General features: G+C 64.9%; 24 protein-coding genes, 3 tRNA genes and 1 rRNA gene. 11 read left to right on the top strand and 17 right to left on the bottom strand.

All coding sequences use genetic code 11. From position 1 onward, the window contains the following. Both HBJ55_RS16825 and speA read left to right on the top strand, forming a co-directional pair. Positions 1 to 384 (top strand): phosphotransferase (locus tag HBJ55_RS16825; protein ID WP_167117583.1); only part of this gene is annotated, 384 nt, incomplete at its 5' end. Then, positions 381 to 2,303: a biosynthetic arginine decarboxylase gene (gene speA / locus HBJ55_RS16820; protein ID WP_167117580.1), complete on the top strand. Its 1,923-nt coding sequence runs from the start codon at positions 381 to 383 to the stop codon at positions 2,301 to 2,303. The genes HBJ55_RS16825 and speA, both read left to right, overlap by 4 nt. 82 nt (positions 2,304 to 2,385) lie before the next feature. On the opposite strand, the gene HBJ55_RS16815 is transcribed toward speA, so the two are convergent. Next, on the bottom strand, positions 2,386 to 3,051 hold the full coding sequence (locus tag HBJ55_RS16815) for a fumarylacetoacetate hydrolase family protein (protein WP_167117577.1): 666 nt from the start codon (positions 3,049 to 3,051) through the stop codon (positions 2,386 to 2,388). Positions 3,052 to 3,159: 108 nt separating this feature from the next. Further along, complete coding sequence (gene thpD / locus HBJ55_RS16810; RefSeq protein ID WP_167117574.1) at positions 3,160 to 4,152, bottom strand: ectoine hydroxylase; 993 nt, start codon at positions 4,150 to 4,152, stop codon at positions 3,160 to 3,162. A gap of 247 nt (positions 4,153 to 4,399) precedes the next feature. On the opposite strand from thpD, the gene HBJ55_RS16805 reads away from it, so the two are divergent. Next, positions 4,400 to 4,939, top strand: coding sequence for a YqhA family protein (locus tag HBJ55_RS16805; RefSeq protein ID WP_167117571.1), 540 nt, complete (start codon positions 4,400 to 4,402; stop codon positions 4,937 to 4,939). 407 nt (positions 4,940 to 5,346) lie between these two features. Here HBJ55_RS16805 and HBJ55_RS16800 read toward each other — a convergent pair. The 7 genes from HBJ55_RS16800 to HBJ55_RS16770 all read right to left on the bottom strand — a co-directional run bounded on the left by HBJ55_RS16800 (position 5,347) and on the right by HBJ55_RS16770 (position 9,986). Then, positions 5,347 to 5,422 (bottom strand) — tRNA-Thr (locus HBJ55_RS16800). Between the two features lie 43 nt (positions 5,423 to 5,465). Further along, positions 5,466 to 5,540 (bottom strand) — tRNA-Gln (locus HBJ55_RS16795). A gap of 6 nt (positions 5,541 to 5,546) precedes the next feature. After that, positions 5,547 to 5,622, bottom strand: a tRNA-Phe gene (locus tag HBJ55_RS16790). A 92-nt stretch (positions 5,623 to 5,714) separates the two neighbouring features. Further along, positions 5,715 to 5,987 (bottom strand): oxidative damage protection protein, encoded by a 273-nt coding sequence (locus HBJ55_RS16785; RefSeq protein WP_167117568.1) that lies wholly within the window; start codon positions 5,985 to 5,987, stop codon positions 5,715 to 5,717. Between the two features lie 32 nt (positions 5,988 to 6,019). After that, positions 6,020 to 7,111 carry an A/G-specific adenine glycosylase gene (gene mutY, locus HBJ55_RS16780; RefSeq protein WP_167117565.1) on the bottom strand — a complete coding sequence of 364 codons (1,092 nt, stop codon included), beginning with the start codon at positions 7,109 to 7,111 and terminating at the stop codon, positions 6,020 to 6,022. Between the two features lie 74 nt (positions 7,112 to 7,185). Beyond that, complete coding sequence (locus tag HBJ55_RS16775; protein WP_167117562.1) at positions 7,186 to 9,534, bottom strand: AsmA family protein; 2,349 nt, start codon at positions 9,532 to 9,534, stop codon at positions 7,186 to 7,188. Further along, positions 9,531 to 9,986, bottom strand: a complete 456-nt coding sequence (locus tag HBJ55_RS16770; protein WP_167117586.1) for an acetyl-CoA sensor PanZ family protein — start codon at positions 9,984 to 9,986, stop codon at positions 9,531 to 9,533. Before HBJ55_RS16770 ends, HBJ55_RS16775 begins: the two co-directional genes overlap by 4 nt. Before the next feature lie 190 nt (positions 9,987 to 10,176). Between HBJ55_RS16770 and hisB the strand changes: the two genes are divergently transcribed. From hisB to HBJ55_RS16745, 5 genes are all read left to right on the top strand, one after another. After that, the gene (gene hisB, locus HBJ55_RS16765; protein ID WP_167117559.1) at positions 10,177 to 10,770 is read left to right on the top strand and encodes an imidazoleglycerol-phosphate dehydratase HisB; all 594 of its coding nucleotides are present in this window, start codon (positions 10,177 to 10,179) and stop codon (positions 10,768 to 10,770) included. A 30-nt stretch (positions 10,771 to 10,800) separates the two neighbouring features. Then, positions 10,801 to 11,442: an imidazole glycerol phosphate synthase subunit HisH gene (hisH, locus tag HBJ55_RS16760; protein ID WP_167117557.1), complete on the top strand. Its 642-nt coding sequence runs from the start codon at positions 10,801 to 10,803 to the stop codon at positions 11,440 to 11,442. Between the two features lie 92 nt (positions 11,443 to 11,534). Further along, the gene (hisA, locus tag HBJ55_RS16755; protein WP_167117554.1) at positions 11,535 to 12,293 is read left to right on the top strand and encodes a 1-(5-phosphoribosyl)-5-[(5-phosphoribosylamino)methylideneamino]imidazole-4-carboxamide isomerase; all 759 of its coding nucleotides are present in this window, start codon (positions 11,535 to 11,537) and stop codon (positions 12,291 to 12,293) included. Between the two features lie 3 nt (positions 12,294 to 12,296). After that, on the top strand, positions 12,297 to 13,070 hold the full coding sequence (hisF, locus tag HBJ55_RS16750) for an imidazole glycerol phosphate synthase subunit HisF (RefSeq protein WP_167117551.1): 774 nt from the start codon (positions 12,297 to 12,299) through the stop codon (positions 13,068 to 13,070). Between the two features lie 46 nt (positions 13,071 to 13,116). After that, positions 13,117 to 13,617 carry a hypothetical protein gene (locus HBJ55_RS16745; RefSeq protein ID WP_206022727.1) on the top strand — a complete coding sequence of 167 codons (501 nt, stop codon included), beginning with the start codon at positions 13,117 to 13,119 and terminating at the stop codon, positions 13,615 to 13,617. An 18-nt stretch (positions 13,618 to 13,635) separates the two neighbouring features. Here the strand turns inward: HBJ55_RS16745 and HBJ55_RS16740 are convergent, their stop codons facing one another. Then, complete coding sequence (locus tag HBJ55_RS16740) at positions 13,636 to 14,226, bottom strand: YjaG family protein (RefSeq protein WP_167117545.1); 591 nt, start codon at positions 14,224 to 14,226, stop codon at positions 13,636 to 13,638. Between the two features lie 53 nt (positions 14,227 to 14,279). After that, complete coding sequence (locus HBJ55_RS16735; RefSeq protein ID WP_167117542.1) at positions 14,280 to 14,573, bottom strand: MGMT family protein; 294 nt, start codon at positions 14,571 to 14,573, stop codon at positions 14,280 to 14,282. A gap of 48 nt (positions 14,574 to 14,621) precedes the next feature. On the opposite strand from HBJ55_RS16735, the gene HBJ55_RS16730 reads away from it, so the two are divergent. After that, entirely contained in the window at positions 14,622 to 15,317 is a 696-nt protein-coding gene (locus tag HBJ55_RS16730) for a type 1 glutamine amidotransferase (protein WP_167117540.1), read from the top strand. 6 nt (positions 15,318 to 15,323) lie between these two features. Here the strand turns inward: HBJ55_RS16730 and mnmH are convergent, their stop codons facing one another. The 5 genes from mnmH to HBJ55_RS16705 all read right to left on the bottom strand — a co-directional run bounded on the left by mnmH (position 15,324) and on the right by HBJ55_RS16705 (position 20,473). Beyond that, a complete protein-coding gene (mnmH, locus tag HBJ55_RS16725) occupies positions 15,324 to 16,445 on the bottom strand; it encodes a tRNA 2-selenouridine(34) synthase MnmH (RefSeq protein ID WP_167117537.1) in 1,122 nt (373 codons plus the stop codon). After that, positions 16,442 to 17,479, bottom strand: coding sequence for a selenide, water dikinase SelD (gene selD / locus HBJ55_RS16720; RefSeq protein ID WP_167117534.1), 1,038 nt, complete (start codon positions 17,477 to 17,479; stop codon positions 16,442 to 16,444). The genes mnmH and selD overlap by 4 nt, the downstream gene beginning before the upstream one ends. Positions 17,480 to 17,533: 54 nt before the next feature. Next, entirely contained in the window at positions 17,534 to 18,910 is a 1,377-nt protein-coding gene (radA, locus tag HBJ55_RS16715) for a DNA repair protein RadA (protein ID WP_167117531.1), read from the bottom strand. Between the two features lie 99 nt (positions 18,911 to 19,009). Next, a complete protein-coding gene (locus tag HBJ55_RS16710) occupies positions 19,010 to 19,459 on the bottom strand; it encodes a copper resistance protein NlpE N-terminal domain-containing protein (protein WP_167117528.1) in 450 nt (149 codons plus the stop codon). Between the two features lie 117 nt (positions 19,460 to 19,576). Continuing rightward, positions 19,577 to 20,473: an AEC family transporter gene (locus tag HBJ55_RS16705; protein ID WP_167117525.1), complete on the bottom strand. Its 897-nt coding sequence runs from the start codon at positions 20,471 to 20,473 to the stop codon at positions 19,577 to 19,579. A 115-nt stretch (positions 20,474 to 20,588) separates the two neighbouring features. Between HBJ55_RS16705 and hisC the strand changes: the two genes are divergently transcribed. Together hisC and gloA2 are read left to right on the top strand one after the other, a co-directional pair. Next, complete coding sequence (gene hisC, locus HBJ55_RS16700) at positions 20,589 to 21,644, top strand: histidinol-phosphate transaminase (RefSeq protein WP_167117523.1); 1,056 nt, start codon at positions 20,589 to 20,591, stop codon at positions 21,642 to 21,644. Between the two features lie 47 nt (positions 21,645 to 21,691). Next, positions 21,692 to 22,096, top strand: a complete 405-nt coding sequence (gene gloA2 / locus HBJ55_RS16695; protein ID WP_167117520.1) for an SMU1112c/YaeR family gloxylase I-like metalloprotein — start codon at positions 21,692 to 21,694, stop codon at positions 22,094 to 22,096. Between the two features lie 317 nt (positions 22,097 to 22,413). Here the strand turns inward: gloA2 and rrf are convergent. Then, positions 22,414 to 22,489: ribosomal RNA gene (gene rrf / locus HBJ55_RS22745) — 5S ribosomal RNA — on the bottom strand; the annotation flags it as partial.

Raw genomic sequence — 22,489 nt, 5'->3', positions numbered from 1 at the left:
CGCGACAACACCCTGTTCGAGGGCGACCGTCTGGGGGGCATCATCGATTTCTACAATGGCTGTACCGGTGATTTGCTGTTCGATCTGGCCATCGTGATCAACGACTGGGCATCGGGCCCCGAGGGACAGTTGGACCGCGAACGCCACGATGCCATCCTGCGCGCCTACCAGGCCCGCCGCCCGCTGACCGCAGACGAGCGCGAGGTGTGGCCGACGATGCTGCGCATGACAGCCCTGCGCTACTGGCTCTCGCGCCTGCTGGTGGTCTATGTTGACCCGCCGGCCCACGACCTGACGCCGCACGACCCGGCGCAGTTCCATACCATTCTCACGGCACGCCTGAAACATGGCGCTCTGCCCCTGCCTGAAGCGAGCAATACATGAGCCTATCCATGGGAGCTGCCTCCGGCCCCGCCCAGCGGGCGCGCCGTACCTGGAACATCGACCAGTGGGGCAGCGGCTACTTCGACGTCGACGACAGCGGCCACGCCCTGGTGCGCCCGCTCGGTAGCGAGGCCGAAGGTCCTGCCTTGCCGCTGGCCCCGCTGGTGGATCAGCTGCGCGAGGCCGGCCTGCGTCTGCCGGTGCTGGTACGCTTCAGCGATATTCTGCACGACCGCGTCGAGCAGCTTTGCGAGGCCTTCGACCTGGCCATGACCGAGGAGGAGTACATCGGCGGCTACACCGCCGTCTACCCGATCAAGGTCAACCAGCAGCGCCGCGTGGTCGAGGAGATTCTCGCCACCCGCGAGCGCGGCCACGGCCGGGTCGGTCTCGAGGCCGGCAGCAAGCCGGAGCTGCTGGCCGTGCTGGCGCTCTCCGCCGATGGTCCTTCGCTGATCGTGTGCAACGGCTACAAGGACCGCGAATACATCCGCCTGGCGCTGATGGGCGAAAAGCTCGGCCACCGCGTCTACCTGGTGGTGGAGAAGTTCTCCGAGCTGCCGCTGATCCTGGAGGAGGCCGAGAGTCTCGGCGTCACCCCGCGCATCGGCCTGCGTGCGCGCCTGGCCTCGGTGGGCATGGGCAAGTGGCAGGACACTGGCGGCGAGAAGTCCAAGTTCGGCCTTACCGCCGCGCAGATGCTGGCCGTGGTGGAGCGTCTGCGCGAGGCCGGTTCGCTGGCCAGCCTGCAACTGGTGCACTTCCACCTGGGTTCGCAGATCGCCAACATCCGCGACATCCAATTCGGCCTTCGCGAGTGCGCACGCTTCTACCAGAGCCTGCTGGCGCTGGGTGCGCCGATCGACACCGTCGACGTCGGCGGCGGGCTGGGCATCGACTACGAGGGCACGCGCTCGCGCAGCTTCTGCTCGATCAACTACTCCATGCGCGAGTATGCGCGCAACGTGGTCAGCGCCTTCGCTCAGGCCTGCGCCGAGGCGGAGATCCCCCACCCCCACCTGATCAGCGAATCGGGACGCGCCCTCACCGCCCATCATGCCGTATTGATCGCCAACGTGATCGGCGAGGAGCGGGTCAACGACGAGGCCCCCGAGCGTCTGGCCGAGGATGACCCTCAGCTCGACGAGCTGTGGCGGGTTCACGACCTGCTGGGCGACTCGGTGGAGCCGCGCGAGCTGGTGGAGGCCTGGCACGACCTGCTCCAGGCAATGAGCGAGATGCATGATCGCTTCATCATGGGGTTGGCCGACATCACCGTGCGCGCCGAGGCAGAGGGCGTCTACTTCGCCGCCTGTGCCCGCCTGCGCGAACGCCTCGACAGCCGCAACCGCGCCCACCGCGAGATCATCGACGAACTCGCCGAGAAGCTCGCCGACAAGCTGTTCGTCAACTTCTCGCTGTTCCAGTCGGTCCCCGACGTCTGGGGCATCGACCAGATCTTCCCGGTGCTGCCGCTGACCGGACTCAACCGTGAGCCCACTCGCCGCGGCGTGATCCAGGACATCACCTGCGACAGCGATGGCCGCATCGACGGCTACGTCGACGGCCAGGGCGTGGAGACCACCCTGCCGCTGCCGGAGTGGCGCGAAGACGAGGAGCGCCTGCTGGGCTTCTTCCTGGTCGGTGCCTACCAGGAGATTCTTGGCGACCTGCACAATCTGTTCGGCGATACCGACTCCGTCGATGCCGCTCTCGACGAGAATGGCGACTGGGTACTGAGCCACGCCCAGCAGGGCGACCGGGTTTCCGACGTGCTCGCCTACGTCAACTTCGACGCCAAGGTGCTGCGCGACCGACTCGCCGGCCAGCTGCAGGAGAGCGGCCTCTCCGCCGAGGAGCAGGCACACTTTCTCGACGACCTCTCTGCCGGTCTGCAGGGCTATACCTACCTGGAGTGAGCGGCACGCTCGCAGCATGGCGAAACGCCCCCTCGGCCAGGCCGAGGGGGCGTTTTGCTGGGATCGAAGGTCGGTTGGGGCGCTACTCCGCCACTCGGCCGCTGACCTCCAGCCCGCCGGTCAGGGTCAGACGCAGGGTAGCACCACGCTGCAGCTCACCGACGCCCGCAGGCGTGCCGGTCAGCACCACGTCGCCGGGTTCGAGGGTGAAGTGACGGCTCATTTCGGCGACCAGGGTGGGGATCGAGAACAGCATGTCGGCACCTTCGCCGTGCTGACGTAGTTCGCCGTTGATCTCCAGCTCGAAGCTCAAGGCGCTCCAGTTCGGCACTCGATCGAGGGGCAGGAAATCGGTCAATGGACAGGCGCCGTCGAAGGCTTTGGCCACCTCCCAGGGATGGCCCTTCTCCTTTAGGCGCGCCTGCAAGTCGCGCAGGGTCAGGTCGAGGGCAAGGCCGATGCCGACAATGGCTCGCTCGGCCTCGCCGGGAGTTGCGTGGCTGAGCCGTTCGCCGATCAGCAGCGCCAGCTCGGCCTCGTAGTGCACTTCGCCACGCGAGAACGGGGCTTCGATGGGCGCATCGAAGCTGGCCGCACTGGTCGCCGGCTTGATGAACAGCAGCGGCTCGCTGGGTATCGGGTTGTTCAGTTCCTTGGCGTGATCGGCGTAGTTGCGACCGACGCAGACGATCTTGCCAAGCGGGTGGGAAAACGCCTGGCCATCGGTGAAACGGGGGACAAAGCGCATGGCGGGTCTTCTCCTTCTCGTTAGGCGTCCGCATCTCGGCGACAAGCCTAATAGTCTACCTCACCACACGCTCTGTTCCATCCAGTCGTCCGCAGCCCAACGACGAGATCAGCCTTGCGGCGCCCACGTCTCGTCCGGCTTATGGGCCAGGAAGCTGGGACGCCGACGGCGTGCGGCGAAGGGCTCCACACAAGCATTGTCACGCCGGTTGTAGACGAAGAAGACATTGCTGCGCGGATCCGGCGACATGTTGGCGTTGGAGCCGTGCAACGTGTTGCAGTCGAACAACAACAGGCCGCCCGCGGCGCCTTTCGGCGCCTCGATGCCATGGCGCGCGACCAGCTCACGCAGCGCCTCACGTCCGGGCACGCCGAACTCCTGGCGCTTCAGCGACTGACGGTGATGATCGTCCGGCGTCTCGCCCAGGCACGGCACGAAGACCCTGTGCGAGCCGGGAATCAGCATCAGCGGGCCATTGAACTCATGGTTGTCGGTCAGCACGATCGAGGCGCTGACGGCGTGCATGGCCGGCATGCCATCCTCGGCGTGCCAGGTCTCGAAGTCGGAGTGCCAACTGAAGCCCTTGCCCTCGAAGCCCGGCTTGTAGTTGATCCTCGACTGATGCACGTAGGCGTCGCCGCCGAGAATCTGGCGCACCCGGCCCACCAAGCGTTCGTCACGTGCCAGGGCGGCGAAGCGCTCGGACAGGTAATGCACCGCAAACAGCGAGCGGATCTCCTGGCTGTCGGGCTCGGTGATGCTGAAGTCGCGACCGCGGAAGTCGTCGCGATTGAGCAGCTCGCTCAGTTCCCGACGCAGCTCGTCGAGCTCCTCACCGCTGACGAAATCGGGCTCGAACAGGAAGCCCTTGCGCTCGAACTCATCGAGTTGCGCCTGGCTCAACGGTCCCTCGTCGGTGCTACCACGCACCACGCCCTCCTGGCGCTCCAGCCAGAGCGTGTCGAGCGGCTTGGCGAGCCGGGTAGGATAGGAGTCGCGCATGCGATCGAGCACGCTGTCGACCTGGGCAGCCATGGTGTCGGTAACGGCGTAATCTGTAGCCTGTTTCAGCTTACGGTTGGACGAAGTCTGTACTGTCATCCAATCACCTCCTGTGTATCCGTGATCAGTTTCAGTCCCAACTCGTGCAACGGCGTGCAGCCGTGGAGGGGAAGGCCTCAGGGAGACCTTTGCAGCGTTGATGTGGTGGCGATGCGCTGCGCTTTCAAGAGTGCTGCGTTCGACATGGCATCGGCCTGGCTCGCCTTGTTACATTAGTGCCTCCATTGAGCTCTGGTTCGTCACCACCTCGCTCCGCTCCCTGTTTCATCAGCCAGGAGACCCTGCCATGCCGCAGACACCGCCAACGCCTCCTCAAGGCAGCTGGGAGCGGCGTTTCGAACGCTTGCTATGGAGCAGCCGCTTCCTCGTACTGCTTGCCGTCATCCCCAGCCTGGCGGCTGCCCTGGCGCTTTTCATCATCGGCACCATGGACATCCTCAAGCTGGTTCTCGCCACTGCCGGGTATTATCTCGTCGGGGCCGGGCCAGACATCCACGACACCGTCGTGCCCAGCGTGGTCATGGCCGTGGACATCTACCTGGTGGCAATCGTGCTGCTGATCTTCGGCCTCGGCGTCTACCGGCTGTTCGTTTCACCCATCGAGCAGGCCGAAGAGCACGCCACGGGACACCCCTTCAACGTCCAGTCCTTCGATCAGCTCAAGGACAAGATCGCCCGAGTCGTCATCCTCGCGGTGATCATCGAATTTTTCCGCGCCGTCGTGGATATTCGCTTCCAGACGCCCCTGGAGGCCATCTATCTGGCGCTGTCAGTGCTGGCACTGGCAGGCGCTCTCTACCTGATGAACCTTGCCCAGAAGCATTGAGCCGAGGATAGGCTACCTTGAGGGCTGCCACTGAGAGATTGAGGAGTACCGGACATGACCTCGAGCTACGCAAGGACCGCGACGCGTTTATCGGAGGAAGAGCAGCCCCGGCAACCGCCCCGCCCGGATGAAGGTCCGGGGGAGCCTGATCCTCCACCGGACGAGCATCAGCCCCAGCAGCCCCCTCGTCCCGAAGATGAGCCAAACAAGAAACGGCCTCGTGATGTCCCGCCGTTTCCCAAGCCGCCGATCCCTCCCGGCTGAGCGAGCAGCGAAGCGAAGGGGTTCCGGGCTTTCGGCCTGCCGAGTCGGCGTAGCACTTGCGCTGGAAACGAAAAAACCGCCCATCGAGGCGGTTCTAAATGTCTGCAAGTCGCGGACTTTCCGAATCGCATCCTGTGTCAGGATGGTGCCGGCACCAGGAGTCGAACCCGGGACCTACTGATTACAAGTCAGTTGCTCTACCAACTGAGCTATGCCGGCTCGGGACCGATCCAGGCGAATTGCAGATCGGATAGGGTTGGCGTGGCTGGGGTACCAGGATTCGAACCTGGGAATGCCGATACCAAAAACCGGTGCCTTACCACTTGGCGATACCCCAGCAGATTGGTGGCCAGAGACGGAATCGAACCGCCGACACGGGGATTTTCAATCCCCTGCTCTACCGACTGAGCTATCTGGCCGCTGCCAACGGTGCGTATTAAACAAGATCAGCCTTGCAGCGTCAAGCCTTTCGTTTCATGCAGATGCCGCGGCCCAGCCGGTGCCGTTCGGGCTAGCGCTCGGGCGGTACGTAGCCCTCCGCCTGGTCGGTTTCGCGATTGTCGAGGAAGAGCTCCATCTGCTCGTTGAGGTAGGCGCGGGCCTCGGGATCGAGCATGTTGAGGTGCTTCTCGTTGATCAGTCGGGTCTGCAGCGCCTGCCACTCCTCCCAGGCGCGCTTCGACACGCTGGCCTGGATATCCTGGCCTTTCTTCCCCGGCAGCGGCGGGAACGGCAGCGCTTCTAGCTCTTGCTGGTACTTGCGACAGAAAACGGTCTGGCTCATGTGATCTCCTGATTTAGTAGATGGCCGGGCGCTCAAGCCCCCTCAGGTGCAGCCAGGGCAAACGGAGCGAGCGAGACCAGCAGCGATTTCACCGGCGCCGCCAGACCGATGCGCCCGGGATTGCCTGGATCGTACCAGCATCGTGCCTCGCCGACCGAATCCAGCCCGCCGACCCGCGCCGGTTGCGGCGTGATCTCTAGCCTGAAGTGGCTGAAGGTGTGGCTGAAGGCCGGCCAGTGCGGCTGGAGCGCCGCCCCGGGTACGTGCGCGTCGAGCCAGGCACGCAGCGCTGCCAGGTCGTCGAACTGAGGCAGGCCCCACAGGCCGCCCCACAGCCCACTGGCCGGGCGTTGTTCGAGCAGCACCCGGCCCTCGCTATCCTGCAACACCAGCATCAGCGTGGTGCGTGTCGGCAATGCCTTCTTGGGCTTGGATTCGGGAAAGCGGCGCGGCTCGCCGCGAGCGTGGGCCACGCAGACGTCGACGAATGGGCAGCGACTGCACTCGGGCGTTCCACGCCGGCACAGGGTGGCGCCGAGGTCCATCATCGCCTGGGTGTGGTCGGCTACGCGATGTTCGGGCGTGTAATGCTCAGCCAGCGCCCACAGCCTGCGCTCCACCGCTGGCCGCCCCGGCCAGCCTTCCACGGCGTGCAACCGCGACAGGCTGCGCTTGACGTTGCCATCCAGGATCACCGCCCGCTGGTCGGTGCTCTGGGCTATGATCGCCCCGGCGGTTGAACGGCCGATGCCGGGCAACCCTGCCAGGGCGTCGAGGCTTGCCACCGGCAGTTCGCCGCCGTGCTCGGCCATTACCCGCTGCGCCGCCTTGTGCAGGTTGCGCCCGCGGGCGTAGTAGCCGAGTCCGGTCCACAGATGCAGCACCTCGTCCTGAGAGGCCTCGGCGAGCTCGGCAAGCGTAGGGAAGCGGCCCATGAAGCGCTCGAAATAGGGAATCACGGTCGCTACCTGGGTCTGCTGCAGCATGATTTCGGAAACCCAGACTCGGTAGGGTGTACGCTCGCGCTGCCAGGGCAGGTCGTGGCGACCATGACGATCGAACCAGTCCAGCAGGCGGCGCTGGAATTCGGCGGCTTCAAGAACCGGCTCAGGCATTTCGCGCATGAACCACCTTCACGCAGACGTGACACAAAAAAGCGCCGACTGTGAGTCGGCGCAGAGACTGGCTTGTTGGGTCATCAATTCAACAGACCACGCAGAGTGTCGCGAAGTTCCCGACCGGCTCCTTCGCCCAGACGCTCTTCGAGCTTCTCGAGGGGGCGCTCAAGGCGCTCTTCCAGCTCATCGCCGGCGCGCCGGGAGGCTTCGTCGCGCAGCAGCTCGGCCAGCGTCGCCTGAAACGCCTCTCGATCGAAGCGACACCATTCACCACTGTCGCCGGACAGCTCACCGCTACAGCGCACCGGCAGCGGCACGCGCTCCAGACGCTGATTGACCGGGCAGGCGGCATCCGCACCATCGACGAAGCGAGCAGCGGTACGCAGGTCGAAACGCTCGCTGCCCAGGTCCAGCTCGCCGGTGCCGCCCAGCTCGATGCCGGGAACCAGGACCAGGATATCTTCACTGCGGGCAACGCCATCGGTGATGCGCAGGCTCGCTTCGGCGCGTTCGAAGCGCGTATCGGCACTCCAGTCGCGGCTCGTCTCGCGCCCCTCGATCGCAGCCGCCAAGGAGCACAGTTCTCGTGACACATTGACGTCGAGTATGGCTCCCTCGTCGATCTGTCCCGCCAAACGTCCGTTGAGATTGCGCTTGAGCGTCGGCCAACTGTTGCCGCGCGTCTCGAGTTCGCCGCCGAGCGTGAGCCGACCACGTAGAGGCGCTGGGCTGTCGTCCCCGCTCAGCGCCTGAAGCAGCGGCTCCAGGCGTACCCGCTCAAGGCTGGGGTTGAGCTGCCAGCGAATCGGCTCGCGGGTCAGGTCGAGAGCTCCGCTGGCGCTCAGCTCGCCATCATAGAAGACCGAGCGGAAGCGTTCGAGGCGCTGCCGGCCATCCCCGCCGGACATGGCCACCCCCACCTCGGTGAAGTCGAGCCCCGACAGACGCAACTGCGCCAGGTCCAGCGCCCCATTCAAGTTCAGTTGGGCCAGCCACTCGGCGGGCACCAACTCGGCCGTGTCGTCGGCATGGGCCTTGTCGATGGCCAAAAAATCATCCCACGCGGCATTCTGGTCGACGGTCTCGGCCGGCGGTAGGTAGCGGTCCAGGTCGAGACGGTCGCCCTGCAGCTCGAAGTTGAGCAGATTGCCGTCGAAGCCGGCGTTCAGCTTGCCGGTGAAAGTACTGCCATCGAGCACCATGGTCAGGCCCGCCAGCTCGATATGCTCCAGATCGCCTTGCACCGGGCTGGTCAAGGCCACGTCGGAGAGTGCCTGCGGGTCCGCCATCTGGGGCATCTTGCCCAGGCGTGACAGCCATGGACGCAGCGAGAAGGGCGCGATGCTGATCTGGCCGCTATAGGTAGGCGACTGTTCGAGGTCGGCGAGGTTCAGATGCCCGCTCAGGCGCAGATCATCAGGCCCGGTCAACTGCAAGTCGCGCAGCTGTGCCGTGTTCTCGGCCAGATCGGCATCCACGGCCATGGCCAGCGCCAAGGGCACGGGGCTCTCACCCAGAGCCGGGTGTTGCAACCCGGCATCGAGCCGGCCCTCCTGCAGCTGCAGCCGCTGCTGCGATAGATCCAGGGTGAGCTGTTGTCCGCTCAGGTCGATCTGCTGCCTGCCCTCGATGCCTGCCAGCTGGCTTGCGGAACTGAGTTTCAGCCCCTCCAGCACGTAGCGGCGCTCGGCAAGGGCCAGCCGCATTCTCCCCTCGAAAGAAATATCGCTCGCCAAGGCCGGGCTACGCTCCAGTTCCCGCCAGTCGAGAGAGGGATACGATCTCAGCTTGAAGGAGGATTTGAATGGAAAGGCGCGCTGGGGATTGACGTTGGTGCCAGAAAGGTTGATCTCCTCGATCAGCCACTCCGTTCCCGACGCCAGATCGCGGTAGGTCGCCGCGCCATTGCGCACCTGCACGCTGGCGACGTTGAGCGCCACGGCCAGATTGCCGCTCTCCCGATTGGGCCCGGCGCTGGCCGGTGCCAGCGCAGACTCGGCGCCTTCGCGGCCCTCATCGAGGCGCTGCAACAGGGTTTCCCAGTTTCCACGCCCCTCCTCGTCGCGAGCCAGGCGCAGCTGCATCCCGTCGAGTGTCAGCCCTTCGATGGCGATCTCACCGCGCAGCAATGGTGCAAAGGCAAGGCTGACCTCGGCATGGGCGAAGGCGAGGAAGGGCAGATCTTCGGCGCTCTGCTCCGGAAGGCGGCCTTCGGCTTGCTCCACGCTCACGCCCAGGCGCGGGTAGAACGACCAGGAGAGCGGGCCGTCCAGGGTCAGCTCCAATCCACTCTGCTCGCGCACCACCTCGACCAGGCGTGGCTTGAAGTCCTCCGGGTCGAGAAAGGTCGTGACGTAGACCACGGCCGCCGCCACCACGACACCGAGTACCCCGATGGCAGCCAGCAGCATCTGCAACAGTCGCTTCATGTGTTACCGCCTCCTTGCAGCGGTGGAGCTAATACGAAATAGTCGCCAGTGACATCCAGGCGATACCCCAGGCGCGTCAGCAGAACCTGGTCGGCGACAGGAAGCTGCGAGGAGAGCGTGCGCAGCTCCTTACCCGCGGTGCGTGCCGCATCGCTGACCAGAGTCAGCAGCCGCGAGCCGACGCCGCGCCGTCGGGTGGTCTTGCGCACACACAGCTCCGAAAGCCACCAGGCCTGATCGTCGATCCTTATTGCCAGCGCCCCTAGCAGGCGATCGTTGAAGCGTGCGCAGCCAAAGAAGTGCCCGGCTTCGAGGTGCTTGCGAAGAAAGGAATCCACTGGCATGGCGAGGCGCTCGGCCGGTGCATCGGCATAAATCCGCTGCAGATCGTGTCGCACCTGTGGGTCGGACGCCCAGACGGCCTTGTCTACGAGATGAAGCGTTACCGGCATGGCGGTCTCCGTGGGCTGCGGCATGGAGCCGCCGCTGTGAATGGGCGCATTGTAGCGGATGGGGGGGACGATTCTCTATAATGGTCGACCCACATGACGGCAAGCGCAGCGACTTGCCCGCCCGGAAGCCGCCTGCGGCCATGCCGGGCCCACACCACGCGACGCGCACCAGCGCCAGAGAGAGTCCGACATGTCCGAGCGAATCGCCACGGTTACCCGTGATACCAAGGAGACCCAGATCACGGTCACCGTGAACCTCGACGGCGAGGGGCGGCTGAACTGCGAGACCGGCGTTCCCTTCCTCGACCACATGCTGGACCAGGTGGCACGCCATGGCCTGATCGACTTGGACATCAAGGCGGTGGGCGACCTGCACATCGACGATCATCACACCGTCGAGGATCTCGGAATCACCCTCGGCCAGGCCTTCGAGCAAGCCATCGGCGACAAACGTGGCATCCATCGCTACGGTCACGCCTACGTGCCGCTGGACGAGGCGCTGTCTCGTGTCGTGATAGACTTTTCCGGTCGCCCGGGGTTGTTCATGAATGTCGAGTTCACCCGCGCCACCATCGGCCGCCTCGATACCCAGCTGTTCTGGGAATTCTTCCAGGGCTTCGTCAACCATGCTCGTGTCACACTGCATGTCGACAACCTGAAGGGCTTCAATGCCCACCATCAGGCGGAAACCATCTTCAAGGCCTTCGGCCGTGCACTGCGCATGGCCGTGGAGCCCGATCCGCGCATGGCCGGTCAGATGCCGTCCACCAAGGGCTGCCTGTAACGCCTTCGACCGAACCTGAGAGGAGCCGCCATGACCATTGCCGTCATCGACTACGGAATGGGCAATCTGCACTCGGTTGCCAAGGCGCTGGAGCATGTGACCCATGAACATGTGGTCATCACTCGCGACCCGCGCCGCATCCAGGGCGCTACCCGCCTGGTCCTGCCCGGCCAGGGGGCGATCCGCGACTGCATGGGCGAACTCGAGAAGACCGAGCTGCGCGGGCTGGTTCAGGAGTTGCTGGCCAGACAGAGCAAGCCGCTGCTGGGCATCTGTGTCGGCCAGCAGATGCTGCTCGACCACAGCGAGGAGAGCGGCGGCATCCCCTGCCTGGGCTTTCTGGCCGGCGAAGTGAAGCGCTTTCCCACCGACATGGTCGACGACCACGAGCAGCGCCTCAAGGTGCCCCACATGGGCTGGAACCTGGTCCACCAGCACCACGAGCACCCGCTCTGGAAAGGTATCGATCAGGATGAGCACTTCTACTTCGTGCACAGCTACTACGTTGCGGCGGAAGACGACGCCTGCGTGTTCGGCACCACCCGCTACGGACGCATCGATGCTCACGTGGCCGTGGGCCGCGATGCCACCTTCGCCGTGCAGTTCCATCCGGAGAAGAGCTCCCGAGCCGGACTCAAGCTGCTGGAAAACTTCGTCACCTGGGCACCCTGACGCGGCACCAGCCACTGCGGCGCGTCGATCGCACGCTGCTGGCCAGGCCGCCCGACAACACGGTGCCCCGTGCGCACCAGAGAGGAAACGACATGCTGGTAATACCCGCCATCGATCTCAAGGACGGCCAATGCGTCCGCCTCAAGCAGGGGCGAATGGACGATGCCACCACCTACGGTGACGATCCGGTGGCCATGGCCGCCCGCTGGGTCGAGGCCGGTGCGCGCCGGCTGCATCTGGTCGACCTCAACGGTGCCTTCGAAGGCAAGCCGATCAATGGCGAGGCGGTGACCGCCATTGCCCGGCGCTGGCCGACGCTTCCCATCCAGATCGGTGGGGGCATCCGCAGCGCCGAGACCATCGAGCATTATCTCGCCGCTGGCGTCTCCTACGTGATCATCGGCACCAAGGCGGTCAAGGAGCCGGATTTCGTCGGCGAGATGTGCCGCGCCTTTCCCGGCCACGTGATCGTCGGCCTCGATGCCCGTGACGGCTTCGTCGCCACCGACGGCTGGGCCGAGGTCTCTCAGGTGAAGGCGGTGGACCTTGCCAAACGCTTCGCCGATGACGGCGTCTCCAGCATCGTCTATACCGACATCGCCCGCGACGGCATGATGAACGGCGTCAACGTCGAAGCCACGGCGGCTCTCGCCCGCCAGGGCGGCCTGCCGGTGATTGCCTCGGGCGGGGTGACCAATCTCGATGATCTGCGCGCGCTGGTGGCAGCGGGCGAGCCGGGTATCCTAGGCGCCATCACCGGCCGCGCCATCTACGAAGGCAGCCTCGACGTGGCCGAAGGCCAGAAGCTGTGCGATCAACTGACTGCAGGGCTCGATCGAGCCGGGAGCTGAATCATGGGACTGGCCAAGCGCATCATCCCCTGTCTCGACGTCGACGCCGGCCGGGTGGTCAAGGGCGTCAACTTCATCGGCATCCGCGACGCCGGCGACCCGGTAGAGATCGCCCAGCGCTACAACCTGCAGGGCGCCGACGAGATCACCTTTCTCGATATCACCGCCAGCCATGAGGATCGCGAAACCACGGTCGAGATGGTCGAGCGCATCGCCGGCGAGGTGTTCATTCCGCTGACCGTGGGCGGCGGCATACGCACCTGCGACGATATCCGCACCATGCTCAACGCCGGCGCCGATAAGGTTTCGATCAATACCGCCGCGGTGACGAACCCCGACTTCGTTCGCGAGGCCGCCGAGCGCTTCGGCAGCCAGTGCATCGTCGTGGCCATCGATGCCAAACGCGTCTCGGCCGAGGGGGAGGCCCCTCGCTGGGAGATCTTCACCCATGGCGGGCGACGCCCCACCGGGCTGGACGCCGTCGAGTGGGCGAAGAGGATGGTGGAATACGGTGCCGGCGAGCTGCTGCTGACCAGCATGGATCGCGACGGGACCAAGGCCGGTTTCGATCTCGGCGTGACCCGTGCGATCAGCGACGCCGTGACGGTGCCGGTGATCGCCTCGGGCGGCGTCGGCAATCTCGACCATCTGGTGGACGGCGTGATAGAAGGTGGCGCCGACGCGGTACTCGCCGCCAGCATCTTCCACTTCAGCGAGTACACCATTCCCGAGGCCAAGCGCTACATGGCCGAACGCGGCATCGAGATGCGTCTGTAACAGAGACCAGGGAGAGTGAATCTTGCGGGTTTCCTGGAAGGACGCCATGCATCGGAGCTTCATCGCTCTCGCCGCATTCATGTTGGCAATACCAGCGCTGCGGGCCGAACAGAACCCGATCTGGCCACCGCTGCTCGAGCTCGATCACGGGCTGCTGCAGACCAGTCTCTACACGCGCCACTTCGATCCCGAGCCCGATCACAACAACCGGCAAGACCTGATCGGACTCGAGCTGCACAACCCGCAGCGCTGGCTAGCCGGCGGCGCCCGCTTCCTCAACTCCTTCGATCAGGAAGCCGTCTACCTCTATGCCGGCCGTGAGTTCCCGTTATGGGAGCCGCACGACAACATCACCGTACGCGCCAAGCTGACCGCTGGCCTGCTGCACGGCTACCGTGGCGAACATCAGGACAACATTCCCTTCAACCGCCATGGCACGGCGCCGGCCGCCCTGCCCAGCCTGGGCCTGCAATGGGGACGCTTCGAGACCGACCTGATCGCCTTCGGTACTGCCGGCGCCATGGTCATCGGAGGCGTCCGCTTCTAGGCGGCGGCCACCTAGCGCCTACCCCGCCTCGAGCCCGAGGTTGCTCACCCCATCGTTACGTCCTAGCCGCCGCAGCGCCTTGAGTGCGTCGCGGTCGAGGGGCTTTTCTGCCGCTTCCAGCACTGCATCCTGAAAGTCGTTCTCGTCCGCCATGAGCGGATGTTCCCGCACCAGCTTCGAAAGCCTGCTGGCATCCTCCTCGCTCTCGGTCATTTCAATGAAGGCCCGCACGCCGCTCTTGGAGATACGACTGACCTCGAGCACGGCATCTGGAGCTTCGCCACGCAGCGTATCGAGCAGCGAAGCCAAGGCGACCACCACTTCCACGGCACGGCGGGCACCGAAGCTGTCGTCGTCGGCCGGCGGCTCGAGCTCGGCGAGCTTCTCGGCCTGGCGCTCGAAGTCGATACGCGCCTCGCGTACGCTGAGCTGCTCCCATACCAGGTCGAGAATTGCTCTCACCCCGGCCGGGTTTCCGGCCCCTGTCATCTGTGCATAGAGCGCATAGTTGGGTAACAACCGTTCGCACAGCGCCGCCATGAAGGCCTGTCGTTGATGCGCCGCAAGCGCCTGGAGCCGCTGGTGGAAGCCCCCTGTTGGCTGACTCATGGATACTCCTGGTGAAATGACGGTCAGATGAACATCATGGGAAAGTCGTCGGCTCATGGCCACAGCGCTTCCGGCGCCACTCGCCCTCGCGCATCGAAGAACACCCCCTCGGCTATCAACCGCTGGCGCTGTTCCATGCTGCCGGGATGGTCGGCCACCCGGCGCGATGCAGTGATGACACGAAACCAGGGCAGGCTATGGTCGTCGGGAAGCTCGCGCAGCGCCCGCGCGACCAGCCGCGGTGTGCCACCCTCGGTCATGGCGGCGATACGGCCATAGGTGGTTACCCGCCCCGGCGGTATCGCGGCCAGGACGGTCAGGATCTGTTCCCGCAGTGCCGGTTTCATGTACGCTGCCGCTCCCCTTTCCGTATCACCCTGAATGGCGAGGTTGCCATGCACTTTCACCTTCTCCAGCACAGCCCGTACCACGGCCCGGGGCGGATCGCCGACTGGCTGACCAGCATGGGACACAGCCATACCGTCTTCCATCTCCATGCGGGCGAAGCGCCCCCCAGCCTGGCCGACGGCGATGCATTGATCCTGCTCGATGGTCCCATGGGCATCCTCGACGATGAACGCTACCCCTGGCTCAAGCGCGAGCGCAAGCTGATTGCCAAAGCCCTGGACGGCAACAAGCCGCTACTCGGCATCGGCATGGGCGCCAGGTTGGTTGCCGCCGAGCTTGGCGCCACGGTGGGCCGCGGCACTTTTGCCGAGGTTGGCTGGCACGAGATAACCCTGGCATCCGAGAGCCCCTTCGACCTGCCGGAGCGCTTCACCGCCTTCATGTGGCATCGCGATGTGTTCGCCCTGCCCGACGACGCCCTGCCACTGGGCGGCAGCCCCGGCAGTCCGGTACAAGGCTTTGCCTGGGATGCCGGACGGGCGCTGGGACTGCTGTGTCATCTCGAAATCACACGAGCCGGCGTGGACGAACTGCTGGCCAACAGCGAGAGGCCGGAAGGCAGTGAGAGCAGCCCCCATGCCCAGCCCGCCGAGAGCATTCTGGCCGACGCCAGGCGCTTCGACCACCTGGCGCCGCTGCTCGACCGCCTGCTCAGCCAGTGGATACGCAGCGCGCCGGCATGAGGAGTTTCAGGCCAGTTGAGGTTGCCCGGCGGGCTGCTGCGCAGCCTCCTGCGACCACGCTCTTGCTGCTTCCAGGCAGCTGTCCCAGTCACCGACGTGCAGGAAGCGCCCAGGATCACGCTTTTCCAGTTGATGACGATACATGGGGTCGTAGTACTCGGTGAGCAACGGTGCGAGCCAGGCTTCATGGGCCTGGCGATTGCCTCGCTCGTGTTCGCGGAAGGCGAGCTGCTGCAGCCGCTGAAGACGAGCCAGCCGGGCATGGCCCAGGCGCTTCTTCAATCGCGCCAGCGCACTCGAGAGCTGTTTGCGCATCAGCGTCCAGCCCAGCCACGCGCCGAACTGTTGGTGATAGATCGTCCAGAGATCGTCGATATAGTCCTTGTGGATCTGCGCCAGACGCCAGTCGAGAGGCATCTCCACCCGAACCCGAGGAGCACGCTCCATCGCCCGCCAGAAGGTGAGCGGCACATTGGCCGCACCGATATGGCGCGACTCGTCCTCCACCACAAGCGGGCCGGATAGCTCCAGTAGACGCAAGCCCATGGCATGCTCGAAATCGATCTGGCTGGGTGCCGGCAGCGGATGTCTGCCGAAGGCCGAGCCCTTGTGGCGGGCGCAGCCCTCAAGGTCGAGCCCGTTGGGCAGTGCCTGGATCAGCGCCGTCTTGGCGCAGCCGGTCAGCCCACCGACCACCAGCAGCGGTTGCCCGGCCGTCATGTCGATGTGCTGGCACAGCGCTTGGCGCATCGCCTTCCAGCCGCCGCGGATGCGCGGTCGTTCAATACCGCTCTCGGCCAGCCACTGCTGGGCGATCTGCGAGCGCAGCCCGCCGCGATAGCAGTAGATCACCGCATCGGGGTGCGCTTCGATCATACTCCGCCAAGCACCGATGCGTGACGCCCTGATCCCCCCGCTGACCAGCCGTTGTCCCAGCTCGATGGCAGCCTGCTGGCCGTGATGCTTGTATTCGATGCCCACCAGGCGACGCTCTTCGTCATCCATCAGCGGCAGGTTGGTCGCCCCGGGCAGGCCGCCCTGAGCGAACTCCACCGGCGCTCGCACGTCGATCAGCGGTTGCCCCTGGCGTAGCAGGGAGAGGTCGGGCTCGATCAGGGGCAGATTCACCCGCGCACCTCGATCAGGGCCTGACCTTCGGCCTTGATCACTTCACCGAACGGTACCAGTTCGATGCCATGCTCACGGCCGATGCGCTCGACATCGTCCTCCCAGGAGGGGTGCACCGAGAGCAGCAGTCCGCCGGAGGTCTGCGGATCGCATAGCCAATGCCAGTGCGGTTCGTCCATGTCCTTGAGCGCCGCCCCCAGAGCGTTGCGGTTGCGATGGGTTCCGCCGGGCACCGCGCCTCGGCGCCGATAGGCTTCGGCCTCGGCCAGCCGCGGCAGGCGGCGGAAGTCGATGCGTGCGGCCACGCCGCTGGCCTGGCACACCTCGGTGAGATGGCCCGCCAGGCCGAAGCCGGTGACGTCGGTCATGGCATGGACCCCCTTGACCTTGGCCAGCGCCATACCGATCTGGTTGGGCTTGAGCATGGTCTCGCGGGCCAAGTTCTGATGGCCGGACTCGAGCAGCCCCTGTTTTTCAGCCGTCGTCAGGAAACCGACGCCCAGCGGCTTGGTCAGGAACAGCAGGTCGCCTGCCTGGGCGCCCTTGTTGAGCTTGAGGTGTTCGAGATCGACCAGGCCGTTGACCGCCAGGCCGAAGATCGGCTCCGGCGCGTCGATGGAGTGTCCACCGGCCAGTGCCAGACCCAGCTCACGGCACACGCCTTGGGCACCGGCTACCACGTCGCCGGCAATCTCCGGCCCCAATTTATCCAGCGGCCAACCAAGGATGCCCAGCGCCAGTACCGGTCTGCCGCCCATGGCGTAGACGTCACTGATGGCATTGGTGGCGGCGATACGGCCGAAGTCGAAGGGATCGTCGACGATCGGCATGAAGAAGTCGGTAGTGGCGATCATGCCGCGGCCATCACCCAGGTCGTACACGGCCGCATCCTCGCGGCCCTGGTTGCCCACGATCAGACGCGAATGGGTTGCCCCAGGGCCGGCTTTGGCCAGGATACTGTCGAGTACGTCAGGGGCAATCTTGCAGCCACAGCCGGCACCATGGCTGTATTGAGTCAGGCGAATCGCGCTCATCTCGTTCTCCTTGGCAGTTCAGTCGTCATTCTACCGCAGTGGGACGTCCATGCCTTACAGCGCCTCGAGGGCATCGGCCAGCTTGTCCACGGCCACGACCTCCATGCCGTCGGGCGCTCGCTTGGGCGCATTGGCCCGCGGCACGATAGCCCGGGTGAAGCCGTGCTTGGCCGCCTCGACGATGCGCTCCTGGCCACTGGGCACGGGGCGGATTTCACCGGAAAGCCCGACCTCGCCGAAGGCCACCAGCTCCCGCGGCAGGGGACGGTTCTGCAAGCTCGACACCACGGCGAGTAGCACGGCCAGGTCGGCACTGGTCTCGAGCACCTTGACCCCACCGACGACGTTGAGGAATACATCCTGGTCACCGGTGAACAGCCCGCCGTGGCGATGCAGCACCGCCAGCAGCATGGCCAGGCGATTCTGGTCGAGGCCCACCGCGACCCGCCGCGGATTGCCCAGCGCCGACTCGTCGAGCAGTGCCTGTACCTCCACCAGCAGCGGGCGCGTCCCCTCCCAGACCACCATCACTAGGCTACCCGATGCCTGTTCCTCGCTGCGAGAGAGGAAGATGGCGCTGGGGTTCTTCACCTCCTTGAGGCCGTGCTCGAGCATGGCGAACACGCCGAGTTCATTGACCGCGCCGAAGCGATTTTTCTGCCCGCGCAGGGTGCGGAAGCGTGAGTCGGCACCACCCTCGAGCAGCAGCGAAGCATCGATCATATGCTCCAGTACCTTGGGTCCGGCCAAGGTGCCGTCCTTAGTCACGTGGCCCACCAGCAGCAGCACCGTATTTGACTGCTTGGCAAAGCGCGTCAGCACCGCAGCGGACTCACGCACCTGTGCCACGCCGCCGGGCGCCGAGGCGATGTCCTCCAGATGCATGGTCTGGATCGAGTCGATGATCAGTATCTCGGGTCGCTCACGCTCGGCCACGGCGAGCACCGTCTCGACGCTGGTCTCGGCCAGCATCTTGAGGCCCTGGGTGGGCAACTGCAGGCGATGCGCCCGCATTGCCACTTGAGAGAGCGACTCTTCCCCGGTGACGTACAGGACCTTGCGCGCCTGGGCCAGCTTGCAGGCGGTTTGCAGCAGCAGGGTCGATTTTCCCGCCCCCGGGTTCCCCCCGAGCAGCACCGCCGAGCCCGGTACCAGGCCGCCACCCAACACGCGATCGAACTCACCGAAGGTAGAGGAGAGCCGTGGCACCGTGGTGAGGTCGACACTGCCCAGGTCCACGACCTCTCTCGACAGGCTACCGGCATAGCCCGCGCGCCCGGCGCCGCTCGCAGATGCTGCTCCCGGACGGGATGCGCTCAACCGCACCTCGCTGAGGGTGTTCCACTCCAGGCAGCTCGAACACTGTCCCTGCCACTTGCGATACTCCGCCCCGCACTCGGTACAGACAAAGGCACTCTTCGCTTTGGCCATGCTGGCCTCTCTACGGCATCGGTTCGGCCCATTCTAACAGGCCAGCCAAACGCGCGAAGGCGGCCCGCAGGCCGCCTTCGCTACAGTCGGAACCAGACGTTACTGGCGCTGCAGCTGCAGGGCTTCGTTGTTCTGGAAGCGACGACGCTGAGGGTCGATCAGTTCCAGCGTCTGGTCATCGACGCGCAGGAAATAGTAGATCTGCCCTTCGCCATCCGGTGTCAGCTCGTACACGGTGGCATCGGGATCGACTGCCGTACCGCTGAGTACCTCCCAGTTGCCTGAATACTCTTCATCGGGCGGCTCCTGAGGATGCTCCTGGTAGCTGGCACGCAGGTCGAAGGTACGTTCCTCGAGCGCAGCCTGCTCGTCACCTCGCAGCGTCACGTTCAGATCGATGCCCGCACAGTTGCGGCAAGGCAGGGTGCCTTGATAAACCACTTCGGCATCGTCCATTGCCATGTCGGCACGGTCATCAGCCGGGCCGGCCGCACAACCGGCCAGGAAGGCCAGCATAGCCGAGCCAGCCAGCAGGGTCCTTACTTGCATTTGTTCACTCCTAACCTATGGGTTTGTCGCCATGTACCGTGTGTCAGCGTATGTCACAGCATAACCCCTTCGGACGCTGGCAGACAGTCTCGACTGCGCCTGCCTGTCGTGCCGCCTTCAGGCTGCCCCCGGCTGCACGTACGTGAACACCAGAGCCAGTACGACAGGCAACACGATCAGACTGCCCAGGTTGCCGATCAGCACCAGGGAAGCCACCTTGTGAGGCTCCTGGCGATACTGCTCGGCTACCAGATAGTTGAGCACGGCAGGAGGCAGCGCGGCAAATACCCACAGTGCCGCCGCCTGCAGCCCCGTCAGGTCGAGCCACAGGATCATCGGCACGGCCAGCAGCAGACCAGAGAGCGGGCATAGCACGGCGCCAAGCAGGCCAGTCTTCCAGTCGCCAAAGTCGATGTCGAGCATGCGCACGCCGAGTGCAAACAGCATCAGCGGAATACACACGCCTCCCAGCATATGCAGTGCCTCGAGCAGCCAGCCGGGTAGCGGTACGCCTCCCAGGTTGACGCCCAGGCCCGCCAAGCTTGCCAACACGATCGGCATGCGCAGCAGCCGCCACAGCGGCGTATGCGGGCTCAACATATAGAGGCCGACCGAGAAGTGCAGCAGCATTTCGACGATGAACACGACCACCGCGGCGGGCAGAGCCGCCTCGCCGAAGGCCAGCACCAGTAGCGGTATGCCCATGTTGCCGGAATTGTTGAACATCATCGGCGGCAGAAAGGTCTTGGGCTCGAGCTTGAGCAACTTGACCAAAGGCCACAACACCACACCGGATCCCAGCACCACGACGGCAGCTCCAAGTGCCAGGCCGGCATACTCCGCCAGCGGCGCCTGTCGATCTGCCAGTACGGCGAACACCAGCATGGGCACAAAGATTTCCATGTTGAGTGTGTTCAGGCTGCGGATGTCGGGCGTGCGAAAGCGTCCATAGAGGGTCCCACAGCCGGCAATCAGGAATACCGGCAGCAGAGTGGCAATGATCTGGGCGGTCATGAACGGGTTCCGTTATTCACGCGAAAGCGCCTAGGCTAGCACGCCGCCGGCTTGCGCGGTCAGCCCGCACCGGTCAACATGGCCTAAAGTCTGTCCTTGCGAGAAACGAGACCTCATGAGCCAGTTCTGGAGCCCGGCGGTGCGCGAGTTGACGCCCTACGTACCGGGAGAGCAACCGCGCGAGAAGTTGATCAAGCTGAACACCAACGAGAATCCCTATCCGCCCGCACCCGGCGTGGAAGCGGCGTTGCGCGAATACCCGGTCGATCACCTGCGCCTCTATCCCGACCCGCAGTCTCTGGCCCTGCGCGAGGCGCTTGCCCGGGAACACGGCGTCGAGGTAGGACAGGTCTTCGTCGGCAACGGCTCCGACGAAGTGCTGGCACTGGCCTTCCAGGCCTTTTTCTGCCATGACCGTCCACTCGAGATGCCGGATATCACCTACAGCTTCTATCCGGTCTATTGCAAGCTGTACGCCATCGAGAGACGCAGCCTACCGCTGGACGGCGAGTGGCAAGTCGACCTCGATGCCTTTACCAACGACAGCGGCGGCGCCATCTTCGCCAACCCCAACGCGCCCACAGCACATGGGCACTCTCGCAATGCCATAGCCAACCTGCTCGAGCGCTTGACTGATCAGGTGGTACTGGTCGACGAGGCCTATGTCGACTTCGGCGGTGAGAGCGTCGTACCGCTGATCGAGCGTTTCCCCAACCTGCTGGTGACCGGCACTTTCTCGAAATCGCGCAGCCTGGCCGGCCTGCGCCTGGGCTATGCCATCGGCTCTCGCGAGCTGATCGAAGGACTCGAGCGGGTCAAGGACTCGTTCAACTCCTACCCCATCGACAGCCTGGCCAGTGCGCTCGCCATCGCCTCGCTGGCAGACAAGCCGCATTTCGATGCCTGCCGGGAGCGCGTCATCACCACGCGTGAGCGCACCGTACGGCGACTCACGGAACTCGGCTTCGACGTGCTGCCCTCGCAGGCCAACTTCATCCTGGCCCGCCACCCCCATCACGATGCCGCCCAACTGTTCGTCGGCCTGCGTGAACGCGGCATTCTGGTGCGCCACTTCAACACCGAGTCACTGCGCGACTTCCTGCGCATCTCGATCGGTACCGACGACGAGATGGACAGCCTGATCGAGGCCTTCGAACTCCTCTGCCGCTGATTCTGTCACGGGCGCCGCTTGGCGCCCGTCTCATTCGAGGTCACCCAATGCCCACGGCTCCCCTCCCTCTGTCGGGCGTTCATCACATCGCGCTGATCACCGCCGACTACCCCCGCGCCAAGCGTTTCTATCTCGACGTGCTGGGCGCAGAAGTGCTCAATGAGACCTATCGCGAAGAGCGCGACAGCCACAAGCTGGACCTGCGTCTCCCCGGCGGTATCCAGTTGGAACTCTTTTCGTTCCCCTCTCCCCCGGCACGTCTCAGCTACCCCGAGGCCTGTGGCTGGCGCCACCTTGCCCTGGCCACCACCGATCTGGACGCTTGCGTGAAGGTGCTCGAGGAACGCGGTGCACGGCCCGAGCTTATTCGCACCGATGCGCTAACGGGATCCCGCTTCACCTTCCTGAGCGACCCGGACGGCACTCCCATTGAGCTGTACGAAGAGAAATGACAGGCAAAGAAAAACCCCGAGCGCTTTGGCACTCGGGGCTTTGGGTAGGCCTGAACGACGAAAACCCAGCCTCTCTCGAAGCTGGGTGTCTGAAGAAGTGCCTGACGATGTTCGGGCCGGCCATCCGGCGGGCGGCGCTCCGCTACTCTCGCATGGGGGCGAGAGCGCCCGGCCCTTAGCGGCACCGCCGCGGGGTGCTCGAACGCCCCGAGCCGGCGAGGGGCCGGTCCGCGAAGCGGCCCCACTGATAAAAAGCGGGTCTCCCCATGCCATGAAAAAACCCCGAGCACTGTCGTACTCGGGGTTTTGGGATAGATGCCTGACGATGACCTACTCTCGCATGGGGAGACCCCACACTACCATCGGCGCTGAGCGGTTTCACTGCTGAGTTCG

Source organism: Billgrantia bachuensis, from assembly GCF_011742165.1.
Lineage (GTDB): Bacteria > Pseudomonadota > Gammaproteobacteria > Pseudomonadales > Halomonadaceae > Halomonas > Halomonas bachuensis.
Note: the sequence above shows the minus strand (reverse complement) of the source record. Positions and strands in the feature narration are given on the sequence as shown.